The organism is Paenisporosarcina sp. TG-14, assembly GCF_000297555.1.
Classification (GTDB): domain Bacteria; phylum Bacillota; class Bacilli; order Bacillales_A; family Planococcaceae; genus Paenisporosarcina; species Paenisporosarcina antarctica.
Map to the genome: position 1 here is coordinate 1 of NZ_AMGD01000061.1, position 19726 is coordinate 19726.

Here is a 19726-nt window from a genome sequence, read left to right on the forward strand (position 1 = left end):
AATAAAGTAAATGGTGTAGGATCGGTTGTTTATTCAACAAAAGAAAATGAACTTAAAGACTTAATTAAAGACTTCGGTAAAAATATGGGGTTATCGGATCAAAATAATCCGCTCCGTGCAGCATATTATGTGAAAGCTTTAGACCCTCAAGATACAATAAAAGTAGCTGAACGCATTGATCGTCTCGATAATACATATTCAGTAGAGTATGGTGAAGGAAAGATTGAAAAGCTATTTAGTTTTTTAAATGGTGCCCGAAATGTCGGTTTAGTCTTGATTGGAGCCTTACTATTTACTGCGATGTTTTTAATTTCAAACACCATTCGTATTACAATTTTAGCGCGTAGTCGCGAAATTGAAATTATGAAACTAGTAGGTGCTACAAATTGGTTTGTTCGAATTCCATTCGTGTTAGAAGGAATGTGGATTGGCATATTGGGTGCAATTTTACCAATCACACTCGTTACTCTACTTTATTACAATTTATATACAGTAGTTCAACCCTATTTAGAAGGTGAATTATTTAATTTATTACCACTAACTCCATTCTTGTTCCAAGTCAACGGTCTCATTTTATTAATGGGAATTTTTATTGGCATATGGGGAAGTTTTATGTCAGTTCGAAAGTTTTTACGCGTATAACACGATTTTGGAAGGGGCCGAACATGAGAAAGAAACAATCTAAGTTTTTGTTAGTAACCATAGCGACAGTGTTGGGGTCTTCAATATTCATGACACAACCAACTGCATTGGCGAACTCATTAAATAATTTGCAAAATGAGTATAAACAATTGGAGGAAAAAAAGAACCAATTGAATTCTTCAATTATCCAGAAAAAAGGCGATATATCTCAAAATCAAACAACACAAGAAAAGATACATGCTCAAATTCAAACGCTTGATAATAAAATTATTGAAACAAATAGTGAGGTTGATAGCCTACTAGGTGATATTGAGCGAACAAATAAGGAAATTGATGAATTACACGAATCTATTAAAGTATTAGAAAAAAAGATTGCCGAACGTGATGAACTAATAAAAGAACGACTACGTGCAGTTCAACAAAGTGGCGGTTCTGTAAATTATTTGGACGTTTTACTTGGTGCAAGTAGTTTTACGGATTTTATTGACCGTTTCTCTGCTGTCAATACTCTTATGGATGCTGATCGTAAAATTATAGAAGAGCAAGCTATTGATATAAATTCACTAGATGAGCAAAAGAGTTTAGTTGAAGAAAAGCTTTCTAAACAACAACAAAGCCACGACAAGTTACTAATCCTTAAAGAAAGTCTTAATTCTCAAAAAGTTGCTAAAGATAAATTAGTAGATCAACTAGAAAAAGAACAAGAGACTTTTAAACAAGAAAAAACTGAACTTGAAGATGAACATAATCATGTATACGAAATTAGCAAAAACGTTGAAGCTAAAATAGTAGAAGAACAAGCACGTATAATAGAAGTTGCCCGTCAAGCTGAAATTGCCCGCAAGAAAAAAGAAGCTGAAGAACGTGAACGACAAGAAGCTGCTGAACAAGCTAGACAAAAAGAAGCCGAACAAGCTAGACAAAAAGAGGCTGAACAAGCTAGACAAAAAGCAGCATCAAAAAAAACTAGCAAAACAACCGTTTCAGCACCAGTTGTAACTGCAGCACCAGTTGTAACTCCTGCTCCGGTTGCATCTTCAGGAAATTGGACACGTCCTGCTTCTGGTCGATTCTCATCTACATATGGAGGTCGTAACATTGGGTCAGGTAATGAGTTTCATTACGGGAGTGATATTGCCAATAGCCTTGGAACACCGGTTGTATCTGCAGCGGACGGCGTTGTTTCATACGCATCTCCAATGGGGACTTACGGAAATGTAATCATGGTTACCCATTCGATTGATGGTCAAATTTTCACAACCGTTTATGCACATTTGAGCGGATTTAATGTCAGTTCTGGACAATCTGTTTCAAAAGGACAAGTAATAGGCAAAATGGGAAGTACAGGTCGTTCAACAGGGTCACACTTACACTTTGAAGTTCACGTAGGTCCATGGAATGGAGCACGTTCAAATGCTGTAAACCCGGTACGATATGTATCATTTTAAATAAAGATTCTAGTGTTCACTCTCATGTTGTTTTTGAGAGTGAACACTTTTTAGTTTATTTCTATACAAACAGCTATTATTGGTAAATCACTCCTTCGAGGATGTTTATTTATAATTCGTGCTATTTCTAACATTCACAGTGAATAATGTGAATGTAGCCAGTTACATTAGTATTCACGTTATCCGTACTATTGAACGAGCTGAAAAGGTGGCATATACAGTGGTAAATGTGATCATTGTTTGTTGCCACTTAGCGTTAGGTTGATTAGATACAATTGCTTAAGAGACATAATTTTAACTCAAATTGCAAGTCGATTTTCAAACAGTATGCTTGCGGAAAATTCCAAATCGAGTATTATACGATGTAGGGTATATCAAAGAGGAGTAGATTGTCGATGCCAGTAACCGAGTGGTATATTATTAAGTCGCTAACAGTCCCTTCATCATGGATAGCTGTTATTTTGGCGATACTTATTACAGGAATCGTTTTGTGGCGCATATTCGGAAAAGTTACAGAGCAGTGGTTTTCGGATACAGCGATTCTTTTTTTACTAGCTTGGAAATTAAGTGTTATCATTACTGATTTTGATATGATTATCGATTTTCCACTTTCAATTTTGTATTTCAATGGAGGAACAACAGGTTTGTTTATTGGCTTGATTGTTGCACTTGCTAGATTATTGTGGCTACTTCGACGACAAGGCTGGCCTGAAAGGGAACTAGTATCCATGCTGATTGCTTTAGTAATGGTACAATCTTTGTACCAATTTATAATGGTTTTATTAAATGAAACAGCGCTTTGGCAAAAAGTCATTACAGTGGTGCTTTTTGCTGGATTTACAACTCTAACTTGGTTGAAAGCGTCTATATCGAGTGTTTGGCGTATACAATTAACTCTCCTGTTTTTAGGTGTACATATATTTGTCTCACTTATCCAACCACTTGGTATGTTTCAAACACCATTATTTGTCACAGGATTATTCGTGATTTCCGTTGTAATGGTCTACTATAAAACGAATAAGCACAATAAACTAAAGGGGGGGAAATTATGACGAAAAAGATGTTTGGCCTGATTATAATCGGGGGTATGATTGCAATTGTTATGGCTGGATTTGTAAAAAATAATGTCGACAAGGAAGAATCATATTCAAGTAAACAGCGTGGCATTGATATGGTGGAAGTGGCAACTAAGGAAGGATTAAATAAAGGGGACATTGCCCCGGATTTTGAATTAAACACGCTTGATGGGAAAAAAATTCGTCTTTCAGAATTAAAAGGAAAGAAAGTTATCATTAACTTATGGGCAACATGGTGTCCTCCTTGTAAAGCAGAAATGCCTCACATGCAAAATTACTACGAAAAATATGCAACAGACGCAAATGTTGAAATTTTAGCGGTTAATTTAACGAGCCTGGATCGTGGTGTGGATAAGTTGAATGAGTTTGTTAAAGACTACGGATTAACTTTTCCAATTCCAATGGATGAAAAAGGTGTAGTTGGAGAAATGTATCAAGCCATCACTATTCCGACTTCCTATATGATAGACACAAAAGGGAGAATTCAAAATAAAATCGTTGGACCAATGGATGAGAAAATGATGAAAGAGTTCGTTTCAAACTTAGATTAATAATAAATCTGGCTTCTTCAAGTCGTATAGCCGCCTACTAATTCATACACTTAAACGAAGATAAGTAGTAGGGGGCGATATTATTTGAGACGAAGCCGGTTTTTTTTATTTGGTTTTATTGTTATTTTGATTCTTTGTTTACTAATTTTTTGGGCACCTAAAAAAGATAAGGCAAGCACTCCGATTAGTCGTATGGCACCAATTGATGAGGCTTATGAACGAATTTTGAACAGTTCAGTACATTCGGTAGAAGGAGATAAACTGATTGAAGGTGCGCTTCGAGGGATGACCGAAACCATTGGAGATCCATACAGCAAATACATGACTAAAGACGAAGCCAAATCACATCGTGAATCACTGTCGGACGAGCGCGTTGGTATTGGGTTGGAAATAGTTCAAAATAAAGGACGTTTTATTGTAGTTACGCCGATGAAAGAATCACCTGCTGAAAAAGCTGGAGTAAAGCCTTATGATGAAATTGTACGAGTAGATGGTGAGCGTTTAGAAGGTAAGAGTTTAAGTCAATTACTTTCTGCAATCAAAGGTAAGAAAGGAACAAGTGTTACACTAACTGTATTTCGAGAAACTGATAATCGGCACATGGAATTAAATATGATAAGATCATCTCTTCAAATTCATACAGTTACAAGTGAGCGTATCGAGCAAGATGAATCTTCAATTGGCTATGTCAGCATATCGCTATTTGGTGAAAAAACCGCAGAAGAATGGGAAAAACAAACTCGTACATTAGTTAAACAAGGTATTGATGGTTTATTAATAGATGTTAGAGGCAATCCAGGTGGGTATTTACATAGCGTTGAACAAGTCATTGGAACGATGTTGAAAAACGGACAAATTTATGCATACATGCAAGATCCAAAAGGTGTACTTGAGCCTTTATCAGTAACAGTAACGGAAGAAGATGACTATTTAAAAGTCATGAATAAGATTCCGATTGTGTTATTACAAAATGAAGGTAGTGCCTCTGCAAGTGAAGTTTTAAGTGGTGCATTAAAATCCAACCAACGTGCACTTATCTCAGGTTCAAAAAGCTTTGGTAAGGGCACTGTTCAAGAAACATGGGAATTAACTAATGGTGGAGAAGTGAAATTATCGTCGCATAAATGGTTAACGCCGAAGCAACAATGGATTCATGGTACTGGCATTCAAGCAGACTTTGAAGTTGAAGCAAGCGAACTTTTCCAGATGGAACCCCTACCAATTAGCGGTTCTTATCAAGTTGGAGATTTTCATGAAGATGTCATGTACGGACAAAAAGTGTTGAAGGCACTTGGATATTCTATTTCAAGAGAGGATGGATATTTTGATGAAGTTACAGCAAAAGCTGTGCTTGCTTTTAAAAAAGAAAAGAAATTAAAGTCAGAAGCAACAATGGACAATTTGTTTAATCGTGAGCTTAGGGAAACGATTTTGACCTATAAAAAGAGTAAGAAAAATGACAATCAACTGCAAATGTCTTTAGGCTATTTATTCCACTCTATTCAAAAGTAGAAAAAACCTATACGCATTCCATCTACGGTTTGTTACAATGGAAAGAAATGCACGAACCGTTGAATGGGTGGTGTTACGTTTTATGTGGCAAGAAGTAGGATTAGAAATAGTAAAAGGGTTCGGCAAGTTATTTATTAACCCATTGTTTTATGTTGCGATTCTATTCGCAATACTTCTAGGATACGTTCGAGTAAAAAGAGAAAGACGATCTTTTCGAACGCGCATCTTATGGGGATGGACAGAAGCGAAGAGAATGTTCTCCGATATTTGGATTTACGCACTAGTTCTATCAATACTTAGTATTGGAATTGGCCTAACACTTACTACAGATTGGATTGTAGCGTATAGTATTATAAGTATTCTTTTTGTCGTGCTTTTCATGTATCAAGTAGGATCACCAGTTATAGCTGGAACGCTTGCTATAGGTGCATTATGGATTGGCTCTGAAATGGATGTAGCATTTTCTGTTTTAAATTTCGAATGGTTCCCGGATATCAATTGGATCAGTGTGTCGTTGCCTGTTGCTTTCATCATTGGTGCAGCAGTGTTTGTAGAAGGTCTGCTCATACGTAAAACGGGTGCCGAATCTGCTTCACCCTTTTTAGAAAAGTCTTCACGTGGTTTAACAGTCGCTAGCTATTTATCAAAACGCTTATGGATGATTCCTATATTAGTAATAGTGCCCGGAAATGTGATACCAGACTTTTTTCCATACTGGCCTCAATTTACATTGGGTAGTGAATCATTTGGTTTGGTGTTATTTCCGATTGTTATAGGGTTCCAACAGAAAGCTAAAAGTACCCTTCCAGTAAACTTATTCCCTAAAATAGGAAAAGCAGTTATGCTCGTCGGAATAATGATAATTAGTTTATCATTAGTTGCAATTTGGTTGCCGATTATGGCAGTTGTAAGTTTAGTAATTGGTGCTTTGGGACGTATCGGCATTTGGATTTACTTTGATACAAAGGAACGAAAAGGAAATTATGCAGTTGCTCCTCAAAGTTTAGGGGTGATGATTGCTGGCGTCTTACCTGAATCACCTGCTGATAAGATGGGGCTTGTTATTGGTGAGTGTATTCGCAAAGTAAACGGACAATCAGTTACAAATGAACAAGAATTATATGAAGCGATTCAAATAAATGCAGCACATTGTAGACTTGAAGTACTTGATCATCAAGGAGAAGTACGATTGCGCCAACATGTTATTTATCGTCATGACCACCATCGTATCGGTTTATTGGTCGTAAGATAGGAGAACATCAATGGAATCTATGTTTACTAAAATTATTTTAGCTTTATTCTTACCAGGGTTACTAGTAGTGTTATTTACACGAATTACTTTTTCTCATATCGTTTCGTTATTTTTAACTGTAGCCCTTATTACAGCTTCAGTTTATGCGGGGTATACACATAATTGGCTATTGTATGTCATTGATGTGATTTCCTTAACGCTTGGATTTTGGTATGCATCACGTATGATGAAGCGTAACAAAAATTAAATAAAACGTCTTTACACTCTTGTGTAAAGGCTTTTTTTTATGGCAATAATAAATTAGACAACTAATAGTAAGTAAATCACTTGAACAAATATACCCCCTGTGGTATATTATAAATAATAAAGAATTCATTTAAAAAACTGGAGGGTTTAATTATGTTTTTAAAGTCATTTTTTGATGAAAAATTAGCTCAGTATTCCTATTTAGTTGGATGTCAGCGAACTGGTGAGGCAATCATTATTGATCCAGCGCGTGATTCTTCCGAAGTAATTGAAGTTGCAATAAAAGAAGGATTAACTATCACAGCTGCTACAGAAACTCATATACATGCTGATTTCGTTTCAGGTTCTCGACAATTAGCACATGATTTAGGTGTGAAATTATATTTATCAGACGAAGGTGATGCGGATTGGAAATACCAATATACCGAAGGGTTAAATGTCGAGATGGTAAAAGAAGGTTCATTATTCTCAATTGGTAACATTGATTTTGAGGTATTGCATACCCCTGGGCATACACCAGAAAGTATTTCATTTGTCGTAACCGATCGTGGGGGTGGCTCAACTAAAGCAATGGGAATCTTCACGGGTGACTTTGTATTTGTTGGTGATATTGGTCGTCCTGACTTACTTGAAAAAGCTGCAGGAATTGCGGATACAGCAGAAAAAGGTGCACATGCCATGTTTAAATCTGTACAACGATTTAAACAATTACCTGACTACATGATGGTATGGCCAGGTCACGGAGCTGGATCAGCCTGTGGGAAATCACTTGGAGCGGTTCCTTCTTCAACAGTTGGTTATGAAAAAATGTTTAACTGGGCGATGAAAGAAGAAACGGAAGAGCTATTTGTTAAAGAGCTATTAGCAGATCAACCAGAAGCGCCGGTTTATTTCAAAGAAATGAAAAAAGTGAATAAAGAAGGACCTGCGATCATAGTTGATAATGTTATTTCTGTTATTGATTCAAAAGATGCGTTTGAAAGAGAATTACAAAACGAATCTGTTTTCGTATTAGACACACGCCCATCAAATTTGGTGGAGAATACACTTGTCCCAGGTGCTATTAATATTCCTTTTAATAAATCTTTTACAAACTGGGCTGGTTGGTTAGTGTCCTACGATGAGCAAATGGTGATTATTGCGGAGGAAGAAAATCGTGAAGAAATTATCGCTTCCCTCCAATCGATTCACTTGGATTCAATAAAAGCGTTTATCGATCCATCTTTATTAAAAGAAATGGATTTAACAACATATGAAACGATTTCAGTTGAAACGTTTAAACAAGAAATGCCAGACGGTTATGTGATGGATGTTCGTAATGATACCGAATGGAAAGAAGGATATATTGAAGGGGCACACCATCATTTCTTAGGAAAACTTCGTGAAACAACATTAAATAAAGACACACCAATTTTAATGAATTGTAAAGGTGGAGCACGCTCTGCAATAGGTGCAAGTGTCTTGAAATCTCTAGGGTATACGAATGTAAAACATATGATTGGCGGCTACGATGCATTTATTAGAGCATAATTTAGGAGGGAATTTAAAGTGAAATCAAAGGTAACGGTATATTCATCTACTACATGTCCATATTGCGACATGATGAAGAATTTCTTGGTACAAAATAAAATCGAATTTACAGAAGTGAATGTTCAGTCTGACCCTGCAGCAGCACAAAAATTAGTAGAAACAACTGGACAAATGGGTGTACCACAAACAAATATTAATGGTCAATGGGTTCTAGGGTTTGATCCTAATCGTGTATTGGAACTTGTTAGAGCTTAATAAAGAGGGCAAACGCCCTCTTTATTATTTATAGAGGAGCGAAAACCAATGGATTATTCAAAACAAATTACAAATCGTTTAAATCGAGTAGATGGACAGCTGCATGGTGTTCTTCGAATGCTTGAAGATGCACGAGAGTGTACAGATGTCGTGACTCAATTGAGTGCGATAAAAGGTGCACTTGACCGGACCATCGGTTTAATTGTTAGTGAAAATTTAGAACGTTGTGTACGGACAAGCATTGCCGAAGGTCATCCTTCAGATGAACATGTAAAGCAAGCTGTTCAGTTACTCATGAGAAGTAGATAGGAGTGAAAGTTAATGGAATGGATACTTATCGCGATAGTTGTCGCATTTATTGTTTGGAGAATGAAACCCGCAAAAGGTGTTAAAACGATTTCCACAACAGAATTACGTGGAATACTTAACGAAAAATCAAAACAGTTTGTAGATGTACGAACGACTGGCGAATATAAAGGAAGACATATTTCGCAATTCCAAAATATCCCACTAGACCAATTGCCATCAAAATTAACAAAACTTGATGCTTCAAAAGAAACGATAGTTTTGTGTCAAAGTGGAATGCGGAGTTCTCGGGCAGCTGGCATATTGAAGAAAGCCGGCTTTACAAATGTAGTGAATGTTCGTGGCGGAATGAGTCAATGGCAGTAAGAGTATAAGCTCTCTCGATTTATCGTCAAGGCGGTAATATTTTTTACAACCTAGGCGAGTCATAGCGTCAACTTGGAATGTAACTAGATCAACCAAGAACAGCGCGTAGCACTAAAAAGTAAACAGAACTAATTAGGCGACGAGAAATCCCGTCGCTTTTTTGCAGTTTTACGAGCAAATAGTGGAGGTGGCGATATTTTGTACAACCTGGAGAGTCATAGCGTCAACCTGGTGAGCTACTCTGTCAACCTACTTTGGATCAACTCCTTACTCGTAAACAAACCTACGCTCATGCACCACTGACATATCAAAAAATTAAACTATAAACAGCTAATACGCCAATTGACCCCATGACAACAAGGATTACATTGGCACCTGCAAATGCAATCGTAAAGCCTGCAATGGCGCCAATTAATCCGAACAAAATATTTCCTTCTTGCACAAATAATATAGCGGGAAATATTAAAGCTCCTAATACAGCATATGGAATATTCCCTAATACTCCTGTAACTATTGGAGGCAGTTTACGTCCTTCTAAAAAGGTTAACGGAAAAGCACGTGGAATATAGGTCACAATAGCCATACCAATTAACATCCACCAATACCAATTCTCCATTACACGACACGTCCTTTCTTAGCATACAAAAGCTCAACTAAAATCGCAGAACCAAGGGTTGCCACTAAAATGGACCAACCTGTTGAAAGCAACCCACTAAAGTACAGAACACTGTGAATGAGCGCGCCAAACAAAGCCAGTAAAGCTACTTTACGATTGCCTTTCATCGAAGGAACTAATAATCCGACAAACATCGCATATAAGGCAATCGACATTGACGCTTGGAGGAACATTGGTAAATTAGCACCAATTACATGACCTAACGCTGTAAATACAACCCAACTGCCATATGAAATCACAATGACTCCTGCTGCATATGTCGTCCTAATATTATTTTGTTTTTGCGTAGCTAATACTGAAAATGTTTCATCAGTCACACCAAATGCATAGATGGCTTTTTTCCACCGCGCATCAGGTTGCATTTTTTCATTTAGGGAAGCTGTCATTAAAAAGTGACGAATGTTAACGACAAACGTGTTTAAAACGATTAAAATAGGGTCAACACCTGTAGAGATTAACGTTAATGATATGTATTGTGCAGCACCAGCAAAAACAAACATACTCATGGCAGTTGCTTCCCACATAGATAAGCCTGTCGTTTTCGCGAGTAAGCCAAATGTTAAGGCGATAGGAAAGTAGCCAATGGCAATGCTTAAACCTGCCCTAATTCCATTGATAAATGTCATTTGCATTCTTTCCTCCTTAATGTTTAATAGATTATACATCTGTATGATAAAATAAACAATAAGAGGTGAGGGTATGAAACAAATGAGTCGTAATTTAGGTGTGCAACTTAAAAAAGTTCGACATCAACGTGGCATGAGTTTAGATGATATTGCGAAGTTAACAAATGTCAGTAAAGCTCAGCTTGCACAAATGGAAAAAGGGGAGTCAAACCCAACAGTATCGACAATTTGGAAGATTGCGAATGGCTTAAAGATTAGCTTTTCCTCTTTGCTCCAATCCTCTAAATCTTCGTCAAAAAAAATATCCCCTTCAGAGATACCGTTTTTAACGGAAGACGATGGACGGTATCGAGTCTATTCAATTATTCCATATGATCCAAAGCGTGGATGGGAGTTTTACAGAATTGAGTTAGACCCTCAATGTTCATACGAAAGTATTCCTCATATGGAGGGAGTTGAAGAGTCGTTAACGATTGTCGATGGAGAAATGGATATAATACTTGAAACTGAAACAGTGCACTTACAAAAGGGAGACACACTGGTGTTTACAGGAAATCAAACTCACCAATATGTGAATACCTGTGACTCACAGTCAGTCATACATATGATCATTCATTATCAGGATGTTTGATGAATGTTAGTCTCGGGAAAACTGATGGACAACTACTACTTTGAGGATGAGGAACAATGTTCGATTGGTTAACAGCTGAAAATTTATTAGAACTGACTAGAGAATACCGATCACTTGGACCTATCATCGGATTTTTATTACCTTTTCTAGAAGCATTTTTACCGTTTTTACCGCTATTTGTATTTGTTTTTGCGAATGCTAGCGCATATGGTTTATGGATAGGTTTTTTATTATCTTGGGCTGGTACGACAGTTGGCTCATACTTAGTCTTTATAATTATTCGGAAATATGGTCGTGCACGATTTCTTCGTTTTATGACTAAACATGAACGAGTTCAAAAATTAATTAAGTGGATTGAAAATAATGGATTTGGTCCACTATTTTTATTGCTATGTTTTCCGTTTTCACCATCAGCGCTTGTTAATGTTGTAGCAGGTTTATCTGACATGAAAAAGAAGACCTATTTATGGGCACTATTGGCCGGGAAATTTGTGATGATTTTAACAATTAGTTTCATTGGTTATGACATAAAAGCACTTATCACACAACCTATTCGAACAGCTATTGTAGTAGCAGTTATTGTGTTGCTATGGCTTATAGGTAAACAAATTGAAAATAGATTAAATGCTCGAGTGGAAGCAGACTTTCGAATGATTCAAAAAGAGCGACAAGAGAGGAAGGGGCCCACGAATTGAATTCACTGAAACAGGAGACTTGGGAATGGGCTAAAGCAATTGTTATTGGAATAATTGTTATTATTGTCATTCGCTCATTTGTTGTAACAAATTATTCGGTTTCTGGTCAATCGATGGACCCTACACTGCAAAGTTCAGATAAAGTATTAGTGAGTAAAATTTCTTATACAATTGGAGACATCAATCGTTTAGATGTGTTAGTTTTTCATACAGACGAAAATGAAGATTATGTAAAACGGGTGATTGGAATACCAGGAGATCTAATTTCGTATGACAATGACATGCTCTTTGTAAATAAAAAGCGTGTGGAAGAACCATATTTAAAATCATTTGTTGCCTATCATAATCCAGATGAACGTTTGACAGAAAATTTCACGCTTAAAGAGATAACAGGAAATGTTCGTGTTCCGAATAATTCGTATTTTGTACTAGGTGACAATCGCAGAGAGAGCTTGGACAGTCGTTATTTTAAGTTTGTAAAAAAAGAAGACATCGTCGGCAAAGTAGTTGCTAGGTACTGGCCTCTTGAAACGGCAACTATTAATTTTATTGGTAAAAATCCCGAATAATTTCCACCTCTCTCAGTAGTTATGTACAATAGAGGTAGAACATTTCGGGATTTTTATTTGTTGAAAAAAGGTTGTTCAAAGTAGGAGCGACATAATGTTGCCGCTAAATTGCATGTTTGAACTAATACTAAAAAAGGGGGCATTCTTGTGTCACTTCGATTGATAACTGGACGAGCTGGTGTAGGGAAATCTGAACTAATAAGAGATGAAGTTGCGCAAGCGTCAACGAATAATCCACTTGGAGCACCTATTTTCTTTGTCGTACCTGATCAAATGTCGTTTTCCACTGAATCAGCATTATCGACAACTGGGCAAGTAAACGGTATTATTCGAACGCAAGTTACAACCTTTAAAAGGCTCGCTTGGCGTGTATTGCAAGAAACTGGCGGAATCAGCCGACAAGAGGTAAGTGGCTTTGGCTACCGTATGTTAATTCGTAGATTGCTAGAAGAACATAAAGAAGAATTATCGCTTTTTAAACAAGCTGCAAGTAAACGAGGCTTTACGGACCAAATGGAAATGTTATTAAAGGAATTTACTCGCTACTGTCTTGATTATGACACTTTGCATTCACTTGAAGAATCTCTAAAGCAAGTTGATGCCCCTCGTACACTTCAAGACAAAACTCATGACTTGTCCGTTTTACTTCGAGCATTAGAAGAACGCCTTGGGACTGCATATATAGATAGTGAAGGGTATTATGCTTTGTTGTCAAAGCAGATTCGGGATTCCGTAATTATTGCTGAATCAGATATTTATGTGGATGGTTTTGTGACCATGACTTCGCGAGAGTACGAAATTTTAGGCGAGTTGATGAAACATGCGAAACGCATTACCATTGCTCTTCCACTAGATGATGAAATACAAGATTTAATGGACGACCAATCTCTTTTTCATGGTGCAGCAAAAACGGCTGAACGATTAAAAGAAATGGCTCGAGAAAGCTCTGTTTCAATTGAACTATCTGTCCATTTAATTGACAATAAACGATTTATGAACAATGAAATAAAACATATTGAAGCGAACTTACATAGCTATCCCGCTCCAGCAATAGATGATCATGAGCATGTACACGTGATTGAAGCCGACAGCCGTCGCGCAGAAATTCATGCGGTAGCAAGACATATTAGACGACTCGTGCGAGATGAACAGATGCGCTATCAAGACATTGCTGTTCTTTATAGACAAGCTGAGGTCTATGATGAACTAATTGAAACCACATTTGCACAATACGATATTCCGGTATTCATTAACCGGAAAAAAGCGATGCTTCATCATCCATTAATTGAATTTAGTCGTTCTGCATTTGAGGCGGTTTTGAGTGACTACCAATACGAACCTATGTTTAGAGCGATAAAAACGGATTTATTTTTCCCTCTTCAATCAAATATACAGATTTGGCGTGAACGTGCGGATCGCTTAGAGAACTTCGTTATATCTCAAGGGATTTATGGAGAACGTTGGACAGATCAACGACGCTGGTTCGTCAAAAAATATCGAGGACTCGAATTCCACTCGAAAGCACAAACCGATGAAGAACGTGCTATCCAAGCGGACATTACGGCTGTGCGAGATTTCGTGTTAAACCCACTTGAAGAGTTTGCTCAAAAGATTAAAGTGAGTGAGACAGGAAAGTCAGTAGCACAAGCACTGTTTGAATTGATGGAAAGTCTACAAGTTTACGAAAAGTTACAAGTATTAAAAGACCATGAAAATGAACAAGGTCATCTCTTGCTCGCAACTGAACATGATCAAGCTTGGTCACAATGGATAGACGTATTGGATCAATTTGTATTGATGTTTGGTGATGAAAATTTAACACCTAAAGAAAGTCTACGTCTACTTGAAGAAGGATTTGACACACTGGAGTTTTCCCGCATTCCACCTTCACTTGATCAAGTAACAGTCGCTACGGTTGATTTATCTCGCTTGTCTAATATTCGAGCAGCCTTTGTTGTGGGTGTAAATGACGGTGTATTTCCAAAGCGCTTAGAGCAAGAAGGATTACTGTCAGATACAGAACGAGAATGGTTTATGCAAATTGGATTTGAACTTGCACCAACGTCTAAAATGCGTCTGATGGATGAATCTTATATGGCATACCGTGCTGTGACAACTGCTTCTGAAAAACTTTTTGTGTCTTATGCAGTGGCTGATGAAGAAGGCAAAGCACTACTGCCATCTACTTACATCAAGCGCCTACAGCAATTATTACCGAATATAGAAGTTGAAGTAGCTGTTATTGATCCAGCCGTGTTAAAAGAAAGTACCATTCATTACATTCAACACCCACGTGCAACACTGCCATTTATGGCAACGAAATTAAAGCAATCGACAGTAGAAGGAAACCTAGAAGAAGAATGGCTAGCTGTTGCTTCTTATTATAAAAACGATCCATTTTGGCAGAGTATTTTCGAGCGTGTCATAAAACCAATTGCCAAACCAACAAAAGCACAACGTTTAGATCGTGATACTACAAATGCTTTATATGGTGACTCATTTACATCGAGTGTTTCTCGTGTTGAGAAATATTACAGTTGTCCTTTTGCCCACTTTGTGACATATGGATTGCGTTTAGAAGAACGTGGACAATATCTGCTCGAAGCACCAGCAATAGGAGATTTATTCCATGCTTCTTTAAAATGGATTGCAGACGAAACGCAACGACTTGGATTAACTTGGGCTCAACTTTCAACTACTCAAGCTTGGGATTTGGCGAGACAAGCAGTTGATGTGATTTCACCTCACTTCGTGCATCAAATTTTACTGAGTTCAAGAAGATACCAATACATTCAACGCAAGCTTGTTCAAATATTACAACGAACGATGACGACGTTGCGAGATCATGCGAGTGTTTCAACATTTGTACCCATTGCTATCGAAGCAGGATTTGGTCCAGGAGAAGAATTGCCAACACTTGAAATTCCACTAAAAAATGGTCACATTATGAAAATGCGCGGACGAATCGATCGCGTGGATGCTGCAGTTATTGAAGGGCAGCAGTTTGTCCGTATCGTCGATTACAAATCATCCGCTAAAGGGCTTGATCTAAATGATGTGTACTACGGCATTTCTTTGCAAATGCTGACGTATTTGGACGTTGCTGTATTAAACTCCATGATTTGGTTAGGACAGCAAGCAGACCCTGCTGGTGTGTTATATGTTCATGTTCATAACCCCATGTTGAAATTAGCAAAAGAACTATCTGACATGGATTTAGCAGAAGAAGTGTTTAAGAAATATAAAATGCGTGGCTTACTAATTGATGACGCACATGTTTTAAATGAAATGGATACGGAAATTTCCGGAAATTCTAAAGTTATTCCAGCACGTATTAACAAAGATGGGTCCATTTCAAAAGCTTTTTCAAAAGTCGTGTCTGCGGAAGATTTGGAAAACTTAAGAAAATTTGTAAGAACCAAGCATCAACAAGCTGGAGATGGCATGTTATCAGGAGATACACGCGTCTTACCATATCGCATGAAAGATAAAACAGCTTGTGACTATTGTAATTTCCGCAGTGTGTGTCAGTTTGATCCAACTGATGTTGACCAACAGTATCGTAAACTAGCAATTGCTACACCTGAAGAAATCACGCAAAGAATTAAAGAGGAGGTCACGCCGCATGTTGATACCGACTAAACCACAAGATGTCACTTGGACAGATGCTCAGTGGCGCTCCATATTTGCAGAAGGGCGTGACGTCCTAGTATCTGCAGCCGCAGGGTCAGGGAAAACTGCTGTTCTTATTGAACGTTTAATACAAAAAATGATCAGACAGACAAATCCGATTGATGTAGATGAATTATTAGTTGTAACGTTTACCAACGCATCTGCAGCTGAGATGCGTCATCGAATGGCGGAAGCTTTAGAAAAAGCACTCGCTTTAGATCCGACATCAAACCATTTAAGAAGACAGTTAAGCTTGTTAAACAAGGCACAAATCTCGACACTGCACTCATTTTGTTTGTCTATCGTCAAACAGTATGCGTATGTTCTAGATTTGGACCCAGGATTTAGACTTGCAAACGACGCAGAGGCTGCTCTGATTCGTGACGATGTATTAGCAGAGGTGTTAGAAGTTGCATATAAAGCCGACAATCCGCAAGATATATACCGACTTGTGGATAGTTTTACGACAGACCGTGACGATCAAATGATTGAAACATTGATTGATAAATTACATTTTGCTGCTAGTGTTCACCCTGAACCTAGGAAATGGTTACTGGCGATACCAGAAAATTATGATGTCCCTGACAATATGCAAATCGATGACCTTCCTTTTATCGATGCGCTTAAACTAACCATTCAGCATACTCTTGAAGAAGCTTACTCGATGACGGAAGAAATGCGTCAAGTGGCCCTGCAACCGGCAGGTCCCGCTCCATACGGGACGACAGTAGAGCAAGATCAACTATTGATTGCAGAAGCAATTCGTCGTATCTCTACACAGCCATGGACATCGGCCTTTGAATACTTCCAAAGTATAAAATTTGCTACAGCGGCTCGCATTCCGAAAGACACTTTTGATGAAGAACTCATTAAAAAAGCAAAAGACAAGCGAGATCAGTTGAAGAAGCGCGTGAATGTTGTGAAAGAAGCTTATTTCACACGGACACCTGAGCGATTACTCCAAGAAATGAGGCTCATGCATCCGATTCTCAAAACATTAGTCGAGTTAACTCTTGCTTACGGTGAACAGTACCGTGCTGCTAAAAATGAGCGAGGAATTGTTGATTTCTCAGACCTTGAGCATTTTGCTTTACAAATTTTGACTACGGAAGAAAATGGTCAGCTCATTCCTTCAAACATTGCGCAAGATGTAATGGGGCAGTTTAAAGAAGTGTTGGTGGATGAATATCAAGATACGAATCGCTTACAAGAAACCATTTTACAAATTGTTAAAACTGGAACTGCAGCAAATGGCAATATGTTTATGGTAGGAGACGTAAAACAATCGATATATCGCTTCCGTTTAGCAGAACCCATGCTATTCTTGGCAAAGTATTTGACGTTTACAACAGAGGCTCTAAATACAGGCGTCAAAATCGACTTAAATGCCAACTTCCGAAGTCGTCCGGAAATTTTACACGCGACTAATTTTATCTTTTCTCAAATCATGGGGGAGCGTGTTGGTGAAATTGAATATGATGAAGCGGCTGCTTTAAAACCAGGGGCTCCGTTCCCTAATAAAAAGTCATCAGCAGTAGAGCTTACCCTTTTATCACAGCAACAAGACGAAGAATTGGTAAGCGAAGAGTCAGAAGCGAATGAAGAGATTCAAGAACTGGAAGAATTAAAAAAATCACAGTGGGAAGCACGCTATATCATCGGAAAAATCCGTAAATTAATGGATGATAAAACCATGGTGATGGATCCTTGGACAAAAAATGAACGTCTTCTCGAATATGCCGATATTGTCATACTGATGAGATCGATGACATGGTCAGCTGATTTAACTGAAGAGTTTAAACAAGCTGGAATTCCACTATATGCGAACCTGTCCAAAGGTTATTTTGATGCACTCGAAGTGATGATTATGTTAAACACATTGCGAATAGTCGATAACCCGTATCAAGATATCCCATTAGCATCTGTTCTGAGGGCACCATTTGTCGGCTTAACCGAATCTGAACTTTCACAAATCCGTCTATCTGCACCGAAAGAGCCGTTTTATGAGGCCCTTAAAAACTTTGTGCATTCTGGTGGTAGTGGAATTAACCAGGCTACAGCTGAAAAGTTACAACGCTTCTTCTTACATTATGAAGAATGGCGCGATTTGGCACGTAGAGGGTCACTAGCGGATTTAATTTGGCGGATCTACATGGATACCCATTATTACGAAATGGTTGGTGCCATGCCAGGAGGTAAGCAACGTCAAGCAAATTTACGAGCGCTGCATGACCGTTCATTATCTTATGAGAAATCTTCTTTCCGAGGGTTATTCCGTTTTCTACGTTTTATTGACCGAATGAAAAAGCGTGGAGATGATTTAGGGACTGCACGTGCTATGAGTGAAAAAGAAAACGTCGTCCGTCTCATGACCATTCACTCTTCTAAAGGACTTGAATTTCCATACGTCTTCATTGCTGGTTTAGGACGAGATTTTAATCAAATGGATTTCAATGAGTTATATTTATTTGACCAAACATTTGGCTTAGCTGTAAAAGCTGTGGATCCAGAAAAACGTATTTCTTATACATCGCTTCCTTTTTTAGCAATAAAAGAAAAGAAACAAATGGAGTTGAAATCCGAAGAAATGCGTGTCTTATACGTCGCCATGACACGGGCAAAAGAAAAGCTCATGCTTGTTGCTACGGTCAAAGATGTAGAAAAATCCATAACTAAGTGGCAAGATATCGCGAGTTTTGAAGATGATATGTTACCTGAGTATGTTCGTTCACGGGCCAAAGGGTTTTTAGATTGGATTGGACCTGCAGTAGCGAGACATCACGACTTTGCATTGTGGCAAGGAAAGTCACATACACATGTCATGCAACATCCATCACAGTGGTCATTTGAGTCAATCTTTGTGGAGGACTTACGTCAAATTAACGCACTAAAAGAATCTTCGGAATCACTTACTACGAGTGAAGATAAAGTGCTTTCTAGAGATATGCTGTCAGAAGTAGAACGTCGGTTTAATGCGGTGTATTCTCATGAGAGATCAATTACCAAACGCTCGAAACAATCGGTAAGTGAGCTGAAACGACTCGATCAATTGCGCAAAGAAGAAGAACCTGAATTTTTTAGACCTAGTCAAGTGCAACAGGCGATTTCTAGCATTTACAAACGTCCAGCATTTCTTCAACAAGGCGAGCGTAAACTTTCAAGTGCAGAGATCGGGACAGCGATGCACACGGCGATGCAACATGTAGACATTCATTTAGATCCAACGAACAAAACCATTGAAGGATTTGTACACCAACTTGCAGACAAACAGTTGTTAACATTAAACGAAGCGGGAGCAATAAAAGTAGAAGCAGTTAAAGCATTTCTACATTCACCAATCGCTTCACGCTTACGTCAAGCTTCACAACAATTGCGAGAAGTACCATTTACTTATGGTTTGAAAGATGAAGATGGTGACATTCAACTATTACAAGGAATTGCAGATTGTTTATTCCAAGAAGCGGATGGAGAATGGGTACTTCTTGACTATAAGACAGATAAAATTAAAGGTGTACTCATAACAGAAGCAGCCATTTTACGGGAAATGCATCATCGCTATGGATTACAGTTAGCGCTATATCAACAAGCGATAGAGAATATTTTATCAATTACAATCAAAGAAAAAATACTGTACTTGTTTGACTCTGATCAGACAATTGTACTGGAGGATTAA

At 38.0% G+C, this 19726-nt stretch carries 18 protein-coding genes; 16 read left to right on the forward strand and 2 right to left on the reverse strand.

The genetic code is table 11. From position 1 onward, the window contains the following. The 11 genes from ftsX to C406_RS0115440 all read left to right on the forward strand — a co-directional run. Positions 1 to 642, forward strand: a 642-nt coding sequence (gene ftsX / locus C406_RS0115390; protein ID WP_017381547.1) for a permease-like cell division protein FtsX, incomplete at its 5' end; no start/stop codon positions are given. A gap of 23 nt (positions 643 to 665) precedes the next feature. Beyond that, positions 666 to 2090 carry a murein hydrolase activator EnvC family protein gene (locus tag C406_RS0115395; protein ID WP_017381548.1) on the forward strand — a complete coding sequence of 475 codons (1425 nt, stop codon included), beginning with the start codon at positions 666 to 668 and terminating at the stop codon, positions 2088 to 2090. A gap of 395 nt (positions 2091 to 2485) precedes the next feature. Continuing rightward, entirely contained in the window at positions 2486 to 3142 is a 657-nt protein-coding gene (locus C406_RS0115400) for a hypothetical protein (protein WP_017381549.1), read from the forward strand. Continuing rightward, positions 3139 to 3717, forward strand: a complete 579-nt coding sequence (locus C406_RS0115405; protein WP_017381550.1) for a peroxiredoxin family protein — start codon at positions 3139 to 3141, stop codon at positions 3715 to 3717. Before C406_RS0115400 ends, C406_RS0115405 begins: the two co-directional genes overlap by 4 nt. A gap of 84 nt (positions 3718 to 3801) precedes the next feature. Then, a complete protein-coding gene (locus C406_RS0115410) occupies positions 3802 to 5229 on the forward strand; it encodes a S41 family peptidase (protein ID WP_017381551.1) in 1428 nt (475 codons plus the stop codon). A gap of 37 nt (positions 5230 to 5266) precedes the next feature. After that, positions 5267 to 6481, forward strand: coding sequence for a PDZ domain-containing protein (locus C406_RS0115415; RefSeq protein ID WP_237740579.1), 1215 nt, complete (start codon positions 5267 to 5269; stop codon positions 6479 to 6481). 10 nt (positions 6482 to 6491) lie between these two features. Further along, positions 6492 to 6728, forward strand: coding sequence for a CsbA family protein (locus C406_RS0115420; protein ID WP_017381553.1), 237 nt, complete (start codon positions 6492 to 6494; stop codon positions 6726 to 6728). Positions 6729 to 6880: 152 nt separating this feature from the next. Then, on the forward strand, positions 6881 to 8257 hold the full coding sequence (locus C406_RS0115425) for an MBL fold metallo-hydrolase (protein ID WP_017381554.1): 1377 nt from the start codon (positions 6881 to 6883) through the stop codon (positions 8255 to 8257). 18 nt (positions 8258 to 8275) lie between these two features. Next, a complete protein-coding gene (locus tag C406_RS0115430; protein ID WP_017381555.1) occupies positions 8276 to 8512 on the forward strand; it encodes a glutaredoxin family protein in 237 nt (78 codons plus the stop codon). Between the two features lie 48 nt (positions 8513 to 8560). Further along, the gene (locus C406_RS0115435; protein WP_017381556.1) at positions 8561 to 8821 is read left to right on the forward strand and encodes a metal-sensitive transcriptional regulator; all 261 of its coding nucleotides are present in this window, start codon (positions 8561 to 8563) and stop codon (positions 8819 to 8821) included. 12 nt (positions 8822 to 8833) lie between these two features. Then, positions 8834 to 9184, forward strand: coding sequence for a rhodanese-like domain-containing protein (locus C406_RS0115440; RefSeq protein ID WP_017381557.1), 351 nt, complete (start codon positions 8834 to 8836; stop codon positions 9182 to 9184). A 307-nt stretch (positions 9185 to 9491) separates the two neighbouring features. On the opposite strand, the gene C406_RS0115445 is transcribed toward C406_RS0115440, so the two are convergent. Then, on the reverse strand, positions 9492 to 9800 hold the full coding sequence (locus tag C406_RS0115445) for an AzlD domain-containing protein (RefSeq protein ID WP_017381558.1): 309 nt from the start codon (positions 9798 to 9800) through the stop codon (positions 9492 to 9494). After that, positions 9800 to 10486, reverse strand: coding sequence for an AzlC family ABC transporter permease (locus C406_RS0115450; protein ID WP_081503776.1), 687 nt, complete (start codon positions 10484 to 10486; stop codon positions 9800 to 9802). The genes C406_RS0115445 and C406_RS0115450 overlap by 1 nt, the downstream gene beginning before the upstream one ends. Before the next feature lie 73 nt (positions 10487 to 10559). Here C406_RS0115450 and C406_RS0115455 point away from each other — a divergent pair, with 73 nt between their 5' ends. The 5 genes from C406_RS0115455 (at position 10560) to addA (ending at position 19726) form a co-directional block, all read left to right on the forward strand. Beyond that, positions 10560 to 11117 carry a helix-turn-helix domain-containing protein gene (locus C406_RS0115455; RefSeq protein ID WP_017381560.1) on the forward strand — a complete coding sequence of 186 codons (558 nt, stop codon included), beginning with the start codon at positions 10560 to 10562 and terminating at the stop codon, positions 11115 to 11117. A gap of 56 nt (positions 11118 to 11173) precedes the next feature. Continuing rightward, positions 11174 to 11812: a TVP38/TMEM64 family protein gene (locus C406_RS0115460; RefSeq protein WP_017381561.1), complete on the forward strand. Its 639-nt coding sequence runs from the start codon at positions 11174 to 11176 to the stop codon at positions 11810 to 11812. Then, positions 11809 to 12381 (forward strand): signal peptidase I, encoded by a 573-nt coding sequence (gene lepB / locus C406_RS0115465; RefSeq protein WP_017381562.1) that lies wholly within the window; start codon positions 11809 to 11811, stop codon positions 12379 to 12381. The genes C406_RS0115460 and lepB overlap by 4 nt, the downstream gene beginning before the upstream one ends. 147 nt (positions 12382 to 12528) lie before the next feature. Next, positions 12529 to 16023: a helicase-exonuclease AddAB subunit AddB gene (addB, locus tag C406_RS0115470; protein ID WP_017381563.1), complete on the forward strand. Its 3495-nt coding sequence runs from the start codon at positions 12529 to 12531 to the stop codon at positions 16021 to 16023. Next, complete coding sequence (gene addA, locus C406_RS0115475) at positions 16007 to 19726, forward strand: helicase-exonuclease AddAB subunit AddA (RefSeq protein ID WP_017381564.1); 3720 nt, start codon at positions 16007 to 16009, stop codon at positions 19724 to 19726. Before addB ends, addA begins: the two co-directional genes overlap by 17 nt.